This window comes from Rhodococcus sp. 14C212 (assembly GCF_011058195.1).
GTDB classification, from domain to species: Bacteria; Actinomycetota; Actinomycetes; order Mycobacteriales; family Mycobacteriaceae; genus Rhodococcus; species Rhodococcus aetherivorans.
Genome location: NZ_JAALEH010000112.1, coordinates 1 through 15,680 on the forward strand (window position 1 = coordinate 1; position 15,680 = coordinate 15,680).

Sequence of the window (15,680 nt, forward strand, 5' to 3'; positions counted from 1 at the left end):
AGCTACCCCACCCACCCCGACGACACCGAACTCGAACCCGGCTGATCCGGTCGCCGGATGTGGCACCCTCGGCAGATGACCGTCAAGAGCACCGATCCGTGGCAGACGCCGGCCGTCGAGGTGCTGCGTGCTCACCCCGGGACCAGGGTCGCCGAGATCGACACCAACGCCACCCCGGGCTTCTCCGGGGACAAGGCCACCGGCGAACTGCTCATCGAGGAGCGGGGCGCGGTGCTCTCGCGGCTACAGGAGATGCTGTTCGCCAACGGACGCTCGGGCGACCGCCGGTCGGTCCTGCTGATCCTGCAGGGCATGGACACGGCCGGCAAGGGCGGCATGGTCCGCAACGTGATCGGCCACGTGGATCCGCAGGGCGTCGATCACACGTCGTTCGGCGTGCCCACCCCGGAGGAGAAGCGCCACCACTACCTGTGGCGCATCAACAAGGCGCTGCCGCGGGCCGGACAACTCGGCGTGTTCGACCGCTCGCACTACGAGGACGTCCTCGTCGCGCGGGTCCGCAGCCTCGTGCCCGAGAGCGTGTGGAGCGCCCGGTACGACGAGATCAACCAGTTCGAGCGCGAGCTCGTCGACAGCGGGACCACCCTGGTCAAGGTCGCGATGTTCGTCTCGCTCGAGGAGCAGAAGCGGCGCCTGGCGGAACGGCTCGAGCGGCTGGACAAGCACTGGAAGTACAACCCCGGCGACGTCTCCGAACGCAAGCTGTGGCCGGCGTACCAGGAGGCGTACCAGGCGATGCTCGACAAGACGTCGACGGATCACGCCCCCTGGCACGTCGTGCCCTGCGACCGCAAGTGGTACAGCCGCATCGCCGTCATGGAACTGCTGATCGACGCGTTCGAACGCCTCGACCTGGACTGGCCGCTCGCCGGGTTCGACGTGGAACTGGAGAAGCGGCGCCTGGCCGAGGCGTGAGGGGGCCGACCGTCAGAACAGGTGCGGCGTCTCGCGATGCAGACGGTGGTCGTGATGGACGGTGCTACCGATCATCGCGATCGCCGTCGCGACGGCGACGACGCACACCACCCCGGCGACGAGCGCCCACCCGCCGTTGCCGGAACCCGCGGCGAAGAGGAAGGCCGCAAGACTCACGATCGAGAGCAACGCGAGCATGTACCCGGTCCATGCGACGAACAGATTGAGCTTCATGACCGCTCTCCTTCCTCAGAGCGCCGTTGTCCCTGGTGGAGCCGACAGTACCCCCACAGTGATGCAGGTCACAAGTAGGCCGCCATCGTCGCCGCGGAGGTTTGACGGGCTCCGTACGGGGCATGCCACCACCGTGCAGCCCGCAGCGGTGCCGAACGAGGACTGGAACAGGCAGGTCCGGCACGAGACTCCCGTGCAGCGGCTGGACCGGAACTGGTCGAGCCTGCTGCAGGAGCTGCGCGTCGTGCAGACCGGCGTCCAGCTCCTCACCGGATTCCTGCTCACCCTGCCGTTCCAGAGCCGGTTCGACGAGCTCACCGACTTCCAGCGCGGCGTCTACCTCGTCACCGTGCTCGCGTCGATCACGGCCACCATCCTCCTCGTCGCTCCCGTGGGCATGCACCGCCTGCTCTTCCGGCAGCGCCGGCTCCCCGAGCTGGTGAACACCGCGCACCGCTTCGCCATGGCGGGCCTGCTGCTGCTGGGCGTCGCGATGACCGGCGTCGTCGTGCTCGTCGTCGGGCTGGTGGTCAATACCGCCGCCGGCATCGCCGGGGGTGTCGCCACGGTCGTGCTGTTCCTGACCCTGTGGATCGCCTACCCCTGGCGCTACCGGCGGTAACCGGACTCAGCCGGGCAGGGTCTCGCCGCCGATGGGCGCGAGCACCTCACCGCTGTAGTACGACGACATCGTCTCGGAGGCGAAGAAGACGTACGAGGGCGCGATCTCGTCGGGCTGGGCGGCCCGTCCGTAGGGGGCCTGCTGCCCGAACGTCGCGACCTTCTCCGCATCCATGGTGGCGGGGATCAGCGGCGTCCATACCGGCCCCGGCGCGACGCAGTTGATGCGGATTCCCCGATCCTGGAAGGACTGCGCCAGCGAGTACGTCAGCGCGAGCACCGCGCCCTTCGTCGCCGAATAGTCGATCAGCGACTTGTTGCCCCGCAGACCGTTGATGGAGGCGGTGTTGATCACCGCGGAGCCGCGGGGCAGGTGAGCGAGCGCCGCCTTCGTCACGTGGAAATAACTGTCGATGTTCACGGCGAACGTCCGCCGCCACTGGGCGTCGTCGAGCTCGGTGAGGTCGTCCACCGGCTCCTGGTACGCGACATTGTTCACCAGCAGATCCAGGCCGCCGAGCGCCGCGGCCGCATCGGCGACCACTGCGCGACAGTGCTCCGCCGCGGCGAGATCGCCCGGGAGCAGATGGCATTCACGGCCTTCACGCCGCACCAGTTCGGCGGTGTGCTCGGCGTCGTCGTGCTCCTCGAGATAGGCGATCGCGACATCGGCGCCCTCCTTCGCGAAGGCCACCGCCACCGCGCGCCCGATGCCGGAGTCGCCGCCGGTGATCAGGGCCTTGCGTCCGGCGAGCAGGTCGCGGCCCCGGTAGTCCCGCATCTCGTCGCGGGGCTGCTCGGCCATGTCGGCCGTCGCACCGGGATAGTCGATCGTGTGCGGCGGGCGCTCGACGTCCTCGCCCCCAGGCGCCGTGTTCTCGTTGTCGCTGTTGTCACCGTTCATGCCCCGACGGATACCCGCGCGGACCCGCCCCACACCCGGCGTTTCGCACGAATCGGGTCCGGGTATCCGCGCACATGCCTGCGAATTCTGCGACCGCCGTGCTGCAGTCCGCCGCCCTCCCCCGGGCCCGGGGCCCTGTCTCCCGAGAGGTGGTCGAGCGGCTCGCGCGTCCGGCCGACACCGTGATCTGGCCGATCGAGGTGGCCGGGATCGACCCCTACGGCGAGGACGCCCAACTGGCCCTGACGGTGCTGTACGAGCTGTCCTACCGCGGGTTCGACGGAGTCGACGCGGGCTGGGAATGGGCGCCGGGCCCGCTGACCGTCCGAGCCGGCCTCGAGGGACTGTTCCTGGACCGGCTGCACGCCGACGTGCCCTCGGGCAACGATCCCCAGCGGGTGCTCGACGACCTGTGCCGCGAACCCGAGGACGCGTGGGGCGTGTCCCACCACATCTGCGAACGCGGCACGTGGGAGCAGGTGCGCGAGTTCTTCGTGCACCGGTCCGTCTACCACCTCAAGGAGGCCGACCCGCACTCGTTCGCCATCCCCCGGCTCACGGGCCGGGCCAAGGCGGCACTCGTCGCGGTGGAGTTCGACGAGTACGGCGGCGGCCGGGCCGACCGCATGCACTCGACCCTCTACTTCGACCTGCTCGCCGCGGCCGGACTCGACCCGGGATACCTGGCGTACCTGGACCGGGTGCCGGCGGAGACGCTCGCGACGGTGAACTTCATGTCCCTGTGCGGCCTGCACCGCGCACACACCCCGAAGCTCGTGGGGTTGTTCGCCTCCGCGGAGATCACCTCCTCCCCGATGGCGCGCCGCATGGCACGCGGCCTCGAACGCCTCGGCGCGCCGAGCGCCTGCATCCACTTCTACACCGAGCACATCGAGGCGGACGCGGTGCACGAGCAGGTACTGCGCTACGACGTGGTGGGCGATCTGGTGGAACGGGATCCACACTGCGCGGGCGACATCGCGTTCGGCGCAGAGGCGATGGAATACCTCGAGGGCCGGCTCGCCACCCACCTGCTCGAGCGTTGGAAGGACGACGAGTCGTCCCTGCTCGGCGCCGGAGCCGTCTGAGCGTCTCTCCGGCCGATCGCCGCCCGGTACCCGGGTTTCCCGGGTACCGGGCGGCCCCCGTTCAGTCCTGCCGGTCGGACTCCTCCTCGTCGATCAGGTGGACGGCCGCTTCCTCGGCCGAGGCCGCGCCCCCGTCGATCCCTACGTCCGTGCCGAACAGCTCGGAATCCACGTCCTGCGCCGTCCCCTCGTCCGGCGCGACGAGGCGTCCCGCGCGCGCCCGGCCCGCCTCGGCGACGGAGCTGCGGAACTCGCTCTCGCCCTCGTCGTCCTCGCGTTCGGGCTCCTCCTCGCGGAGCCGCTCGTCCAAGGTCTCGTGGCGTTCGAGGCCGACGGGCCGTTCCATCGGCGAGAATCCCTCGTCGAGGATGTCGTCGACACCGCGGTCGATCAGGGAATCCTCCGGCTGCAACTGGTCCTCGTCGTCGACGCTGTACTCGCCGGGGACGCTGTCCCCGGGGTTCTCCGAAGTAGGCATGCACCCGACAATGCCACCGGCGCCGTCCGCGCGCCACGGATCGACGCGAAGTGCACATCCTTCTCACAACGAGAGGTTCGCGAGGTTTCGGCACATCCGATGCGGGTATTCCCTCTGCACGGCCCGGATCCGACCGGCAACGGGCACCGACAGCGAGGTGACACTCATGATCATTCTGGGTTTGATTCTGCTCGTGGTGGGTTTCCTCACCAACATCTCGATTTTGTGGACGCTCGGGATCATTCTCCTGGTGGTAGGCGCAATCCTGGCGATCCTCGGAGCGACGGGCCGGGCTGTCGGCGGCCGGAAGTACTGGTATTGACACGTGACGCGTGACGACGCGTAAACGCGTCGCGGGGCGGGCGGTTCCTCTCGGGAACCGCCCGCCCCGCTTTTCCTGCCACGGACATCGTGCACCCGCCGGCCCTCGTGCACACCCGCCACGACCGGCGCCCCGGCCGGAGACAGGCCGGGGCTCAGCGCGGATCGTGCCGGGGACGACGGTGACTGGTGTCGCACAGCGGGTACCTCTCGCTGCGACGGCACCGGCAGATCGCGACGACGAACCGGTCCGATTCCACCTCGTCGCCGTCTTCGGCCACGATGCGCACCGGGCCCTCGACCAGGACGGGACCGCCGCGGACCAGGCGGACGACCTTGGGCTCCGCCCCCGCCAGACCCTCCACCTGCAGTCCCGGGCACAGCCCGGGCACAGCGACGCCCCCGGGAGACGTGTCCCGGGGGCTGCCGTCCGTGGCTACCTCACGGGCAGTGTGTTCGATCGGCACGGATCACCACCACTTCCTCGGTGTCGACGCCCGCGGGCAGTTCGTAACGCGCCCGCAGATACCCGGCGCGGCTGCGCATCACGGGCCCGAACGGGATCCGGCGGCGTGCCACGACGGAGGCCTTGAGACCGCCGTCGCGCAACCGGACGAGCGTCTCGTCCACCCCGGTGAACTCCGAATGCACGACGAGAGCGAAACCACCGGGGGACAACAGGTTCGGCAGGCTCCGACACAGTGGGTCGAGCACGGCCCGGCCGTCGGCGCCGGCATCCCAGCGGGCGTCGCCGGCACCGGCCTCGTGCGGTACGTAGGGCGGATTGGACAGCACCACGTCGAACGGTCCGTGCCGGCCGGCTTCGTCCAGTCCGCCGCGCAGGACACGGATGGGAAGCTGCCGCGACCGCGCGTTGATACGCGCCGCGAGGACCGCGCGGGGTGCGATGTCCAGTGCCGTCACGGACCCGGCACCGGACATGGCCGCCGACACGGCGATGAACCCTGTGCCGGTGCAGAAGTCGAGCACCTTGGCGCCCGGCGGTGCCGCCGCACGATCGAGTGCGCCGGCGAGCAGGTGCGAATCCTCCTGCGGCCGGTACACACCGGGCAGTCGCCACACCCTCCTGGGCGCCGGCACGTTACCGGACCCCGGCTGCGACGGCACGGCCCCCATGGGTGGACCGGGCGAGGGACACGATGGGCTCCGGGCGAGACGTCGTTGTCATGCGTGGGAGTACCCCTCCAAGCGGCCACCCGAAACCTGGTGCGGGCGGAAGGCGGTGACGGTGGCGCGCCGCGCCGCGGGAGCCGCGGCGCCGCCCGGACGGTTGCGGAACCCCGAGGATCCGGCCCGGGCGGGCTCCCGCCGCGCACCGGCCGGCGCCGCCCCGGCAGGGGCCAGCGAACCGAGCATGAAGGACAGTCCCGCCGCCACGGCGAGTCCGGCTCCGATACCCGTGAGGGCGGAAGCGGAGAGCACACCCACGCCGACGGCGGCGATCACGCAGATGCCCGCGGCGATTGCGGCGACTCCACCTTCCACCTCGCGCAGCGCCCGCGGCACGAGGGAAGGGCTGTGCACCTGTCGGATCGGTGTTCCCACTGGCATTCCCATACCTTCTGATACCCCGTCGACGGGTCACTCAACCCCGAACGGCACGAATCTCCACATTCGGCAAGGACACCGGGAATTCAGCTGCGCGTCAGCGTGTCCGAGATCATCCCGTTCAGCCGCCGTCGCACCCCGCCGCCCACGCCGTGGTCGCGCAGGGCCGCCCGGGCCGCATTCCACCCGCACATCCCGTGGACGCCACCGCCGGGGTGGGTGGACGATCCGGCCAGATACACACCCTCGACCGGGGTGCGGGGACCGCCGAAGCCGGGCAACGGCCGGAACACGAGCTGCTGATGGATCTGGGCGGTGCCGCCGTTGACCGCTCCTCCGACCAGGTTCGCGTTGGCGGCCTCGAGGTCGCGCGGGCGTTGCACGCTGCGGTGCACGACCGAGCTCAGCACCCCCGGAGCGTGCGCCTCGAGCTCGGCGTCGACGCGCCGGGCGAGTTCCTCGGCGGAGGCGTCGTCGGCGACACCGCGCGGCAGATGGGTGTACGCCCAGGCACTTTCCGTTCCCTCCGGGGAGCGGGCAGGGTCGGTGGTGGTCATCTGACCGAAGATGATGAACGGGTGCTCCGGGACGCGGCCGGTCGCGAGGTCGGCCGACCAGTGCACGAGACCGTCGGCGTCGGCGCCGAGGTGGACGGTCCCGGCCGTCGCGAGTGCCCGCGAGCGCCACGGAATCGGCCGGTCGAACCCGTAGTTCACCTTCACCACGGGCGTGTCCCACTCGAAGCGCCGCAGGTCGTCGCGGACCGCGGCGGGCACGGCGTCCGCGGACAGGAGCGAACCGAACAGTGCCGGCGCGGACACGTCGGCCAATACCGCGCGCCGTACCCGGAACCGCTCGCCCTGCTCGGTGCGGACCTCGGTCGCCACGCCCCCGGCGACCTCGATGCCGGTGACCTTCCGGTCGCACAGGATCCGGGCCCCACTGCGTTCCCCGCGCCGCGCCAGGACCGCCGCGAGCTCCCCGGCGCCGCCCTCGGGCACCGGATAGCCGACATCCTGGGCGAGCATGGTCAGGACGTATCCCATGATTCCGCTGCCCGCCGAATCCACGGGGGTGTCGGCATGCATGGCGTTGCCGAGCAGCAGCAGCCGCGCGTGCTCACCGCCGAACAGTTCCTGGGCCATCCGGCGTGCGGGCAACGCCAGCATCCGGACGAAGCGCAGTGCGTCCGCGGTGCCGAGCCGGCGGATCAGCCCCGCGGGGCCGCGTACCGGCGGAAACGGCTCGAACAGGGTGCTCAGGAAGGGTTCCCGGATGCCCTTCCACTGCTCGGCCAGACGGATCCAGGTGGCCCCGTCGCCGGGGTGGCGCCGTTCGAGTTCCGCCGCGGTCTCGGTGACGTCAGGGAAGACCACCGCGGCGTCCTCGTCGTCCGGTCCGGCGGCGTGCCCGTACACCCGCGGCGCCCGCCGCAGCCGCAGGCCGTGCGAGGCGAGGTCGAGCGCGCGGAACGCCGGTGACGCCGCCGCGAGGGGGTAGAAGGCGCTGAACAGGTCCATGCGGAAGCCCGGATGAAGTTCCGCGGTGCGGACGGCACCGCCGATCTCGTGCTGTTCCTCGAGCACCAGGACGTCCCAGCCGGCGTCGGCGAGCACGGCCGCGGCGGTCAGGCCGTTCTGGCCGGCGCCGACGACGACGGCATCGACGGTCTCGGTGCTCACTCTCCGACGCCCTTCGGCTCCGTGGCGTGTTCGGCCATGAGCATGAGCCGGCGCAGGCACTCGACGTTGCGCGGCAGCACCAGCCGGGCCTGCACCGCACCGGGTATGAGCTGAGCCGGGCCGGCGGCGGCCTTCTCGGCCATCTCGATCCGGCACCCCCCGGGCCGCTCGTGCAGGCGCATGGTGATCTCGGCCTGACCGGCCGGCCACGCCCGCGCCCGCAGCTTCAGTTCCTTGCCGGGGATCGATTCCACCACCTCGGTGTGGTCGTTCAGCAGGGCAGGCCACACCCCCACCGAGTGATGGATGCGGCTGCCCACCGCCGGCCATGCGTCGTCCACCGCCCGGATGCGGGAGGCTCCCACCACCCAGCTCGCGTACGACCAGCCGTCGGCGAGGACATCCCACACCTGTTGCGGAGTCGCCGTGGTGTCGCGCTGCGCCGTTTCGCTCATCCCCATACCTTCTCTCGTCGCTCCGCTGCGGGTGGTCACGGCGGCACGCGGCGCCCGACGGTCCCGCGGCCGAGCAGGACGCTCATCGTCTCGAGCGGCCCGCGACTGCGCAGGACCGGGCTATCGGTGCCGGCCTCGGCCTGCATACCCGCGATGGCCTCGCGCCACACCTGGGGGCCCGGGACGGTCGGTGCCCAGTCCAGGTCCCGGCGGGCCCGGTCGCAGTCCAGCATCGGGGTGTTGTAGGCCAGGTCGATCCAACCCCCGGCGATCGGGTGCAGGTGGATCTGCCAGGTCGCCTCGACGACGGCCCGCAGTACCTGCCGCGGTACGGGGATCGCACGGGCCCCGAACGCCCCGGCGATGTCGTCTGCACGCAGCGGTTCCGGTGTCGCGAGGTTGAACACGCCGGGCACCCGCCGCTCCAGGGCGACATCGAGCGCGGCGGCCACGTCGTCGGCGTGCACGGCGGGGATCGCGGTTCCGGGGTCCACGGGCAGCAACGGCAGGTGCCGGAGCACGACGTCGGGCACGTAACCCGGCACCGCATAGCGGCGCAGCGCGCTGCCGCCCGCGTACTGGCCGATGAAGCCCGGCCGGAAACGGGTGACGACCGGCGCCGCGGCCGCGGCCGCGATCCGCTCGTCGAGCAGCCGTTCCGCCGCGACCTTGTCGACGCTGTACGCGCACGACTCGATGCCGGTCGCGGGCCACGACTCGTCGACCGCCCGGCCGTAGGCCCCGGCTGCGTACACCGCGGCCGAGGACATGTGCACCAGGTGTCCGACGCCGGCGGCGAGGGTCGCCCCGATCACGGCGGCGGTGCCGTCCACTCCGGTCCGGCGCAGATAGTCCCGCCGGTGCGAGGGCTGGAAGCCCCAGGCCAGGTGCACGACGGCGTCGGCCCCTTCCACGAGGGGGCGCAGTACGGTTTCGGCGTCGGGTGCGGCGAGGTCGACGCTGTGCCAGGTCACGCCGTCGTACGGGTCGGTGGGCGGTGGCACGCGCCGGGCGACGGCCACGATCTCCGGCGGCTCCGCTCGCCGGGCGAGGCGCCGCAGCAGGGCGGTGCCGACGTTGCCGCTGGCGCCGGTGATCACGATGCGCTGTCTCATGTTTGCAGGAGATACCCCGGCGGTCCGCGTCGTACACCCGTCGTGGCAGGTTTCACCCGGTCGCGGCGGGGTATGCCCGTGGGCATGACGGACTCGCAGATGGAGATCCTGTATTCCCGGACGGAGTCGGCGACGTGGCTCGACGGTCCCGCCGAGGTGCTGCGGAAGCGGGTCGGGCGGCTGGCGGACAGCCCGATCGGGGCCGTGCTCCACGGCGCCCCCGTCGGGCACCCGCTGCACCCGGCGCTGGTGACCGTCCCCATCGGGGCGTGGACCGCGGCCGGCGTCTTCGACGCCCTGCGACAACCCGAGGCCGCGCGGCGGCTGATCGGGCTCGGTCTGCTGGCGACGCCGCCGACGGTTCTGGCCGGCTGGGTCGACTGGGTGCACACCGACACCGTGCAGCGCCGCGTGGGGCTGATCCACGCGGCCGTCAACGGCGCCGGCGCGGCCCTCATGGCCCTGTCGTACCTCCGTCGCCGCCGCAGTCCCGGTCCCGGTCCCGGCGCAGTGACCCGGAGCGCCGCCGGCGCAGCGACCCGGAGCGCCGCCGGCGCTGTGACCCTGAGCGTCGCCGGCACGGTACTGATCGGGCTGGGCGGCATGCTGGGCGGGCACCTCGCGTACTCGCTCGGCGCCAACGTGCGCCCGCCCGAGGTGCCGAACGCCCCCGTCTACGACCCCGTCCTCGCCGATTCTCCCGACGGTACGGCCTGACCGACGCCGTACCGCAACACGAACCGCGCGTCCGCCACCGCGGGCGCCGTCTCCTCCCCATTTCGAAGGACCCGCATGAACCCCGCTCCCCCCGACGGCAACGACGACGACAGCGCGCCCTCCGCCTTCGTTTTCGCACCCACCCCCCTGCTCACCGTCACCATCGAGTCGTCGCCGTCGGATGTCCCGGAACTGCACGTCCACGCCGGAGGGCAGGGCTTCTGGATCGCCCGCATGGCGGTCACGCTCGGCCTGAAGGTGCGGTTGTGCGGCACCTTCGGCGGCGAGACCGGCCCCGTCGTCAGCGATCTCATCGCGCGCGAAGGAGTGTCGGTGCGATCGGTGTTCACCGCCGGGCAGAACGGCTCGTACGTGCACGACCGCCGTGGGGGCGAACGTGAGGAGATCGTCGAGGTCCCGCCTCCGACGCTCAACCGGCACGAGGCCGACGACCTGTTCGGCGCGGCGCTGGCCGAGGGCCTCGAGGCGGACGTGGCGCTGCTCGGTGGCCCGCACTCCGACCGGGCGGTGCCACACGACGTCTACACCCGGCTGGCGGCCGACCTGACCGCCCTGGGTGTTCCCGTCGTCGCCGACCTGTCCGGTCCCACCATGACCGCGGCGCTCGAGGGCGGTCTCGCCGTGCTCAAGGTCAGTCACGAGGATCTCATCGAGGACGGCAGGGCGAAGTCCGACGACGTCGACGACCTCACCGCGGCCATGAAGGAACTGGTCTCGCAGGGCGCCCGCAACGTGGTGCTGTCCCGCGCCGGCGACCCTGCCCTCGCACTCGTCGACGGCGAGCTGTGGGAGGTCGTCGCGCCGCCGCTGAACATCGCCGACCACCGCGGCGCCGGCGACTCCATGACCGCGGGAATAGGCGCCGCGCTGGCCGCCGGAGCGTCGATGGTCGAGGCCCTGCAGCTCGGTGCCGCGGCGGGCGCCGTCAACGTCACGCGGCACGGGTTGGCCACGGGGCAGCGAGAACTCGTCGACAAGGTCGCCGAGAGCGTCGAGGTGCGGCCGTTCGCGAAGGGGAAGAGGGGGAGGTAGGAACGTGAGAGCGCTGATCGTCAACGACGACGGGGTGGACAGCCACGGCATCTCGGTGCTGACCCGGGTGGCGGTGGACGCCGGTCTCGATGTGGTGGTGGCCGCCCCCCACGCCGAGCGCAGCGGCGCCAGCGCGTCGCTCAGCGCACTCGAGGAGGACGGTCGGCTCGTCGTCGCGCCGCGGACGTTCCCGGACCTGCCGGACACCACGGTGCTCGCCGTCGAGGCGTCGCCGGCCTTGATCGCCTTCGTCTCGATGTACGGGGCGTTCGGCCCCAAGCCCGACATCGTCCTGTCGGGAATCAACCACGGCCCCAACACCGGCCACGCGATCCTGCACTCCGGCACGGTCGGCGCGGCGCTCACCGGAGCCAACCACGGCAGCCTGGCCCTGGCGGTCTCGCTGTCCGGCTCGGTCCACGAGCACTGGGACGGCGCCGAGATCGTCGCCCGGCACGCCCTGCAATGGGTGCTGACGCAGGGCACGCCCGGAACGGTGCTCAACGTCAACGTGCCCGACGTCCCGCTGAGCGAACTGCGCGGCCTGCGCACGGCACCGCTCGCGGCGTTCGGTGCCGTGCAGGCCGACATCGGCGAAACCGACCAGGACCCGGACGACGGGGAGCGCCAGTACGTCACCGTGACCTTCAGCGACATCCGGGCCGACGAGGCCGAGGACACCGACGCGGGCCTGCTCGCCCAGGGCTGGGCGACGGCGACCGCGCTGCGCTCCCCCTTCGAGGCCGCCGACGTCGACACCGCGGATCTGCCGCGCACCGCGGCCGACCTGGTGTGACGCCGGCGGCACCGGTCAGGGCTCGAGCTGGATCTTGATCGCCCCCTCCTGCTTGCGCTGGAAGATCTCGTACGCGTGCGGGGCGTCCGACAGCGGCAACCGGTGCGTGGCGAAGGTGTCCACCCCGAGCGGATCGTCGTCGGTGAGCAGAGGCATGATCTGCGGCACCCAGTTGTTGACGTTCGCCTGACCCATCCGCAGCCGGATCTGCTTGTCGAACAGGGTCATCATCGGCATCGGGTCGGTCATGCCGCCGTACACGCCGCTGAGCGAGATGGTGCCGCCCCGGCGCACCACGTCGATCGCGGTGTAGAGGGCGTGCAGCCGGTCGATACCGACGTGGGTCATCAGCGGCGCGGACAACGCGGACGGCAGCAGCGCCGTCGCGGTCTGCATGGCGGTGGCGACGGGTGATCCGTGCGCTTCCATGCCGACCGCGTCGATCACCGAGTCGGTGCCGCGGCCGCCGGTACGGTCGCGGATCATGTCGCCCAGCGAGTTCCCGGCCTCCTTCAGGTCGATGGTCTCGATGCCGCGCGTGGCGGCGCGCGCGAGCCGCTCGGGCACCATGTCGACACCGATCACCCGGTGGCCGCGGTGCACGGCGATCCGCCCGGCCATCTCGCCGATGGGCCCGAGGCCGAGCACCGTCACCGAACCCCCGTCGGGGACGTGCGCGTACTCCACGGCCTGCCACGCGGTGGGCAGCACGTCGGACAGGTAGACGAAGCGTGAGTCCGGCGGCCCGTCCGGAACCGAGATGTGGGTCGAATCCGCATGCGGCACACGCAGATACTGCGCCTGGCCACCGGGGACGCTCCCGTACAGCTTCGAATACCCGAACAGCGCCGCACCGGTGCCCTGCGCGGTGACCTGGGTGGTCTCGCACTGGGAGTACAGACCGTCCCCGCACATGAAACAGCTGCCGCACGAGATCTGGAACGGAATGACCACGCGGTCGCCGGGTTTGATCGAGGTGACCTCGGAACCGACCTCCTCCACGATCCCCATGGGCTCGTGGCCGAGGATGTCCCCCGGCGACATGAACGGCCCGAGCACTTCGTACAGGTGCAGATCCGAACCGCAGATGTTGGTGGTGGTGACGCGGATGATCGCATCGGTGGGCTGCTCGATCTTCGGGTCGGGGACCGTGTCGACACTCACCTTCCGCTTACCCTGCCATGTCACTGCTTTCATCGCCGATCCTCCCGCCCGGTGGTCCGGGCACCTCTCGTCGTGGACTGCGCGGCGCACTGCCGGCTCGGCACCGCCTACCCCGCACGGCGGGGCGCAAACCTCGACCGGCCTACCGCAGGACGGGCGACCAGCGCGAGTATCCCTGCCGCAGCTCGACCCGTCCGTCGCCGACGCGCCGCACGTCGCGCCACCGCACGAGGAATGCGCCGCGGTGGCGTCGGCGCAGGTACCGGGCGATCAGCGCGGGACGGTTCTCGTCGGTGCGCTCGTAACCGAGGAACGAGCCGCTCGAGCGCGGGCTCACGAGCAGCGCCTCGAGGCGCAACTCCCCTCGGGCCGACTGCACGAAACGCACGTCGACGACGACCCCCACGCGACGCCCGTCCGCCTCGCGCACCCGCGCCCCGACGATCTCACTCAGGCGCACGACGACCTCCGGGAATGCGGGCGACGATGCGGTCCCGGACCCAGCGCTCGACCCACAGGTGATCCAGATCGTCGCCGGACACCCGCAGTTCCACTGTCGTCCCGAGCCGCGCCACGTCCGACCACCCGATCGTGTCGAACCGCGAATCCGGCGGCTTGCCGCCGAAGATCCTCGTCGGCAGCGCGTTTCCGCTCAGAATCGCGCGCACCGTCGGCGCCGGCGCGGCGGGGTCGATGTCCGCCCCGGCCTCGACCCCGGCCAGGTCGACGTCGTCGACGGTGGTCACCGGCCGACCGTCGACATCGACGACGAGCCGGTCGAGCAGATGCAACCGGGCGTCGACGAGCCGCCCGTGCAGCGGCGCCTCGGGCAGGTGTTCGGATTCGTTCATGCTCCTGCTCCCGTCATGATCAGCAGCGGGACAGCCGCGACGGACGCGATCACGATCACCGGCAGATAGGCGAGCGCGAGCGCATTGACGACCGGGCCGTTGACGTGCTCACCCATGTACTCCCGGTCGTTGGCCACCAGCAGGATCGGCAGGTACGTCAGCGGCAGGGCGACCGCGGAGAAGACCACCGACACCTCGGTGACCAGGATGGGGTCCACCCCTGTGGCCAGCACCCCCACGCCCACGAGGAGGGCGATCATCATGGACACGTGGAATCGGGCCGCCTCCACCGGCCGGCGGAACTTGCCCCACGACCAGCCGAAGAACTGCGCCAGCGTGTACCCGCTCGACAGCGTGGTCTCGAGCGCCGCGCCGAAGGTCGCCGCGACGATCCCGACGAGGACGAACGCCAGCGCGAGCCTGCCGCCGGCCGCCACGACCGGCATCGCCACCTCGGACAACGACGTCACCTCGATGCCGCGGGGCAACAGGACGACGGCGGCGCATCCGGCGATCGCGATCGACAGGATCCCGCCGAGCGGGAAGCCCACTGCGACGTTGACCCGGGAACGGGCGAGGTCGGCGACCGTCCATCGCTCCTCCACGGCGCCGGAGGAGAAGAAGAACACCTCGTACGGGGTCATCGCGGCACCGAACAGGGCGACGGCGTAGAACCAGTAGACCGAGGCGGATTCGGTGCCGGGAATCTCCGGCGTGAGCGCCTGACCGACGAGCTCTCCCCAGTCCGGACCCAGAAGGAACAACGCCACCGCAAACACGATCAGGCACAGCCCCAGCAGCCCGGTGACGTTCTCCATGACGGAGAAACGCACCCGCCAGATCACGAGCCACACCGCGAACGCCGCCACGGGCATCCACATCAGCGGCCCGGCACCGGACGCCAGCTGGAGGGCGAGCGCGACACCGCCGACCTCCGCGGTCAGGGTGAGAAGATTGATCAGGAACGAGGCCGTCAGGTTCGCCAGCGCCGCGCGCGGGCCGAGCCGTTCCCGGATGATCTCGAACGTCGCGCGTCCGCTCACCGCGGCGACGCGACCGGCCATGTTCGCGAACAGGCAGATGCCGCCGACTCCGAGGACGACGACCCAGGCCAGAGCCAGCCCGAACCGCGAGCCCACCACGGCATTGGTGACCATGTCGCCGATGTCGAGAAAGCCGCCGATGGCCGTGAGGATTCCGAGAGCGACGCCGAGGAGCCTCTTCATCGGCCCCCCTCCGCGAAGGCGGAGAGGAGTCCCGTCAGCGACTCCAGTTGCGCCGCCAGCTCCGGGGCGGGCGGCGCGTCGGCGACGGAATCCGTGCGCGCCCGGGACTCCCCGAGAACGGTCGCGGTGGCATCGAGCCGGTCGAGCAGCACCGACCGGTGCGCCGCCTCCGATTCGGTGGCGACCTCCGCGCCTGCCACCGCGGAGTACGCGCTCAGAACCTCGTCGAGGGCGTCGGACAGCACGGTGCCGGCGTGGTTGCGGGTGGTGCGGCCGTCGGTGACCAGTTCCAGGGCGAACTGTCCGGCGGCGGCTGCGGACGCGGCCTGCGCCGCGGCGCGTGAGAGGTCCCCCTCCACGCCCCCCGGCATCCCGGAACAACCGGCCACCGTTGCACCGACCGTGAGCGCCGCCACGGCGGCGACGAGCCGTGGAGCGATCGCCCGGCGCCCGCCCGCCTCCCCTGCTCC

At 71.4% G+C, this 15,680-nt stretch carries 21 protein-coding genes; 7 read left to right on the forward strand and 14 right to left on the reverse strand.

Annotated elements, in window-relative coordinates; all coding sequences use genetic code 11:
* The first annotated feature begins 75 nt into the window (after positions 1 to 75).
* Positions 76 to 936 carry a polyphosphate kinase 2 family protein gene (locus G6038_RS27315; protein WP_165041586.1) on the forward strand — a complete coding sequence of 287 codons (861 nt, stop codon included), beginning with the start codon at positions 76 to 78 and terminating at the stop codon, positions 934 to 936.
* A gap of 12 nt (positions 937 to 948) precedes the next feature.
* Here the strand turns inward: G6038_RS27315 and G6038_RS27320 are convergent, their stop codons facing one another.
* Positions 949 to 1,170, reverse strand: a complete 222-nt coding sequence (locus tag G6038_RS27320) for a hypothetical protein (RefSeq protein ID WP_165041588.1) — start codon at positions 1,168 to 1,170, stop codon at positions 949 to 951.
* Positions 1,171 to 1,303: 133 nt separating this feature from the next.
* On the opposite strand from G6038_RS27320, the gene G6038_RS27325 reads away from it, so the two are divergent.
* Entirely contained in the window at positions 1,304 to 1,792 is a 489-nt protein-coding gene (locus tag G6038_RS27325; protein ID WP_165041590.1) for a DUF6328 family protein, read from the forward strand.
* Positions 1,793 to 1,798: 6 nt separating this feature from the next.
* Here G6038_RS27325 and G6038_RS27330 read toward each other — a convergent pair whose 3' ends face one another.
* On the reverse strand, positions 1,799 to 2,695 hold the full coding sequence (locus G6038_RS27330; RefSeq protein WP_206025710.1) for an SDR family oxidoreductase: 897 nt from the start codon (positions 2,693 to 2,695) through the stop codon (positions 1,799 to 1,801).
* A 74-nt stretch (positions 2,696 to 2,769) separates the two neighbouring features.
* Between G6038_RS27330 and G6038_RS27335 the strand changes: the two genes are divergently transcribed.
* Complete coding sequence (locus G6038_RS27335; protein WP_165041592.1) at positions 2,770 to 3,783, forward strand: iron-containing redox enzyme family protein; 1,014 nt, start codon at positions 2,770 to 2,772, stop codon at positions 3,781 to 3,783.
* 61 nt (positions 3,784 to 3,844) lie between these two features.
* Here the strand turns inward: G6038_RS27335 and G6038_RS27340 are convergent, their stop codons facing one another.
* Positions 3,845 to 4,261, reverse strand: a complete 417-nt coding sequence (locus tag G6038_RS27340; protein ID WP_165041594.1) for a DUF5709 domain-containing protein — start codon at positions 4,259 to 4,261, stop codon at positions 3,845 to 3,847.
* Positions 4,262 to 4,427: 166 nt separating this feature from the next.
* Between G6038_RS27340 and G6038_RS27345 the strand changes: the two genes are divergently transcribed.
* A complete protein-coding gene (locus G6038_RS27345; protein ID WP_003937495.1) occupies positions 4,428 to 4,583 on the forward strand; it encodes a DUF6131 family protein in 156 nt (51 codons plus the stop codon).
* Positions 4,584 to 4,737: 154 nt separating this feature from the next.
* On the opposite strand, the gene G6038_RS27350 is transcribed toward G6038_RS27345, so the two are convergent.
* The 6 genes from G6038_RS27350 to G6038_RS27375 all read right to left on the reverse strand — a co-directional run bounded on the left by G6038_RS27350 (position 4,738) and on the right by G6038_RS27375 (position 9,403).
* Positions 4,738 to 4,947: a CDGSH iron-sulfur domain-containing protein gene (locus G6038_RS27350; RefSeq protein WP_165041618.1), complete on the reverse strand. Its 210-nt coding sequence runs from the start codon at positions 4,945 to 4,947 to the stop codon at positions 4,738 to 4,740.
* A 76-nt stretch (positions 4,948 to 5,023) separates the two neighbouring features.
* Complete coding sequence (locus tag G6038_RS27355; RefSeq protein ID WP_165041596.1) at positions 5,024 to 5,665, reverse strand: HemK2/MTQ2 family protein methyltransferase; 642 nt, start codon at positions 5,663 to 5,665, stop codon at positions 5,024 to 5,026.
* Positions 5,666 to 5,767: 102 nt separating this feature from the next.
* Positions 5,768 to 6,154: a hypothetical protein gene (locus G6038_RS27360; RefSeq protein WP_206025711.1), complete on the reverse strand. Its 387-nt coding sequence runs from the start codon at positions 6,152 to 6,154 to the stop codon at positions 5,768 to 5,770.
* An 83-nt stretch (positions 6,155 to 6,237) separates the two neighbouring features.
* Positions 6,238 to 7,833 (reverse strand): NAD(P)/FAD-dependent oxidoreductase, encoded by a 1,596-nt coding sequence (locus G6038_RS27365; protein ID WP_165041598.1) that lies wholly within the window; start codon positions 7,831 to 7,833, stop codon positions 6,238 to 6,240.
* On the reverse strand, positions 7,830 to 8,288 hold the full coding sequence (locus G6038_RS27370; protein ID WP_165041600.1) for an SRPBCC family protein: 459 nt from the start codon (positions 8,286 to 8,288) through the stop codon (positions 7,830 to 7,832). Before G6038_RS27370 ends, G6038_RS27365 begins: the two co-directional genes overlap by 4 nt.
* Before the next feature lie 35 nt (positions 8,289 to 8,323).
* Positions 8,324 to 9,403 (reverse strand): NAD-dependent epimerase/dehydratase family protein, encoded by a 1,080-nt coding sequence (locus G6038_RS27375; protein WP_165041602.1) that lies wholly within the window; start codon positions 9,401 to 9,403, stop codon positions 8,324 to 8,326.
* Between the two features lie 72 nt (positions 9,404 to 9,475).
* Here G6038_RS27375 and G6038_RS27380 point away from each other — a divergent pair, with 72 nt between their 5' ends.
* The 3 genes from G6038_RS27380 (at position 9,476) to G6038_RS27390 (ending at position 11,969) form a co-directional block, all read left to right on the forward strand.
* Positions 9,476 to 10,120: a DUF2231 domain-containing protein gene (locus G6038_RS27380; protein WP_165041622.1), complete on the forward strand. Its 645-nt coding sequence runs from the start codon at positions 9,476 to 9,478 to the stop codon at positions 10,118 to 10,120.
* A 75-nt stretch (positions 10,121 to 10,195) separates the two neighbouring features.
* Positions 10,196 to 11,173 carry a PfkB family carbohydrate kinase gene (locus G6038_RS27385; RefSeq protein WP_165041604.1) on the forward strand — a complete coding sequence of 326 codons (978 nt, stop codon included), beginning with the start codon at positions 10,196 to 10,198 and terminating at the stop codon, positions 11,171 to 11,173.
* A gap of 4 nt (positions 11,174 to 11,177) precedes the next feature.
* Positions 11,178 to 11,969 carry a 5'/3'-nucleotidase SurE gene (locus G6038_RS27390; protein WP_165041606.1) on the forward strand — a complete coding sequence of 264 codons (792 nt, stop codon included), beginning with the start codon at positions 11,178 to 11,180 and terminating at the stop codon, positions 11,967 to 11,969.
* A 15-nt stretch (positions 11,970 to 11,984) separates the two neighbouring features.
* On the opposite strand, the gene G6038_RS27395 is transcribed toward G6038_RS27390, so the two are convergent.
* The 5 genes from G6038_RS27395 to G6038_RS27415 all read right to left on the reverse strand — a co-directional run bounded on the left by G6038_RS27395 (position 11,985) and on the right by G6038_RS27415 (position 15,650).
* Positions 11,985 to 13,166, reverse strand: a complete 1,182-nt coding sequence (locus tag G6038_RS27395) for a zinc-dependent alcohol dehydrogenase (protein ID WP_165041608.1) — start codon at positions 13,164 to 13,166, stop codon at positions 11,985 to 11,987.
* A 109-nt stretch (positions 13,167 to 13,275) separates the two neighbouring features.
* A complete protein-coding gene (locus G6038_RS27400; protein ID WP_165041610.1) occupies positions 13,276 to 13,593 on the reverse strand; it encodes a PRC-barrel domain containing protein in 318 nt (105 codons plus the stop codon).
* Positions 13,580 to 13,984 carry a hypothetical protein gene (locus G6038_RS27405; protein ID WP_165041612.1) on the reverse strand — a complete coding sequence of 135 codons (405 nt, stop codon included), beginning with the start codon at positions 13,982 to 13,984 and terminating at the stop codon, positions 13,580 to 13,582. Before G6038_RS27405 ends, G6038_RS27400 begins: the two co-directional genes overlap by 14 nt.
* A complete protein-coding gene (locus tag G6038_RS27410) occupies positions 13,981 to 15,210 on the reverse strand; it encodes a divalent metal cation transporter (RefSeq protein ID WP_165041614.1) in 1,230 nt (409 codons plus the stop codon). The genes G6038_RS27405 and G6038_RS27410 overlap by 4 nt, the downstream gene beginning before the upstream one ends.
* Positions 15,207 to 15,650, reverse strand: coding sequence for a hypothetical protein (locus tag G6038_RS27415; protein ID WP_165041624.1), 444 nt, complete (start codon positions 15,648 to 15,650; stop codon positions 15,207 to 15,209). The genes G6038_RS27410 and G6038_RS27415 overlap by 4 nt, the downstream gene beginning before the upstream one ends.
* Positions 15,651 to 15,680: the final 30 nt, after the last annotated feature.

Excerpts from the sequence above, each read along its gene's own strand:
- G6038_RS27315 (WP_165041586.1), top strand. The coding sequence starts at position 76 with ATGACCGTCAAGAGCACCGATCCGTGGCAGACGCCGGCCGTCGAGGTG.
- G6038_RS27320 (WP_165041588.1), bottom strand. The coding sequence starts at position 1,170 with ATGAAGCTCAATCTGTTCGTCGCATGGACCGGGTACATGCTCGCGTTG.
- G6038_RS27380 (WP_165041622.1), top strand. The coding sequence starts at position 9,476 with ATGCCCGTGGGCATGACGGACTCGCAGATGGAGATCCTGTATTCCCGG.
- G6038_RS27405 (WP_165041612.1), bottom strand. The coding sequence starts at position 13,984 with ATGAACGAATCCGAACACCTGCCCGAGGCGCCGCTGCACGGGCGGCTC.
- G6038_RS27360 (WP_206025711.1), bottom strand. The coding sequence starts at position 6,154 with ATGCCAGTGGGAACACCGATCCGACAGGTGCACAGCCCTTCCCTCGTG.
- G6038_RS27330 (WP_206025710.1), bottom strand. The coding sequence starts at position 2,695 with ATGAACGGTGACAACAGCGACAACGAGAACACGGCGCCTGGGGGCGAG.
- G6038_RS27340 (WP_165041594.1), bottom strand. The coding sequence starts at position 4,261 with ATGCCTACTTCGGAGAACCCCGGGGACAGCGTCCCCGGCGAGTACAGC.
- G6038_RS27370 (WP_165041600.1), bottom strand. The coding sequence starts at position 8,288 with ATGAGCGAAACGGCGCAGCGCGACACCACGGCGACTCCGCAACAGGTG.
- G6038_RS27335 (WP_165041592.1), top strand. The coding sequence starts at position 2,770 with ATGCCTGCGAATTCTGCGACCGCCGTGCTGCAGTCCGCCGCCCTCCCC.
- G6038_RS27375 (WP_165041602.1), bottom strand. The coding sequence starts at position 9,403 with ATGAGACAGCGCATCGTGATCACCGGCGCCAGCGGCAACGTCGGCACC.
- G6038_RS27410 (WP_165041614.1), bottom strand. The coding sequence starts at position 15,210 with ATGAAGAGGCTCCTCGGCGTCGCTCTCGGAATCCTCACGGCCATCGGC.
- G6038_RS27385 (WP_165041604.1), top strand. The coding sequence starts at position 10,196 with ATGAACCCCGCTCCCCCCGACGGCAACGACGACGACAGCGCGCCCTCC.
- G6038_RS27345 (WP_003937495.1), top strand. The coding sequence starts at position 4,428 with ATGATCATTCTGGGTTTGATTCTGCTCGTGGTGGGTTTCCTCACCAAC.
- G6038_RS27395 (WP_165041608.1), bottom strand. The coding sequence starts at position 13,166 with ATGAAAGCAGTGACATGGCAGGGTAAGCGGAAGGTGAGTGTCGACACG.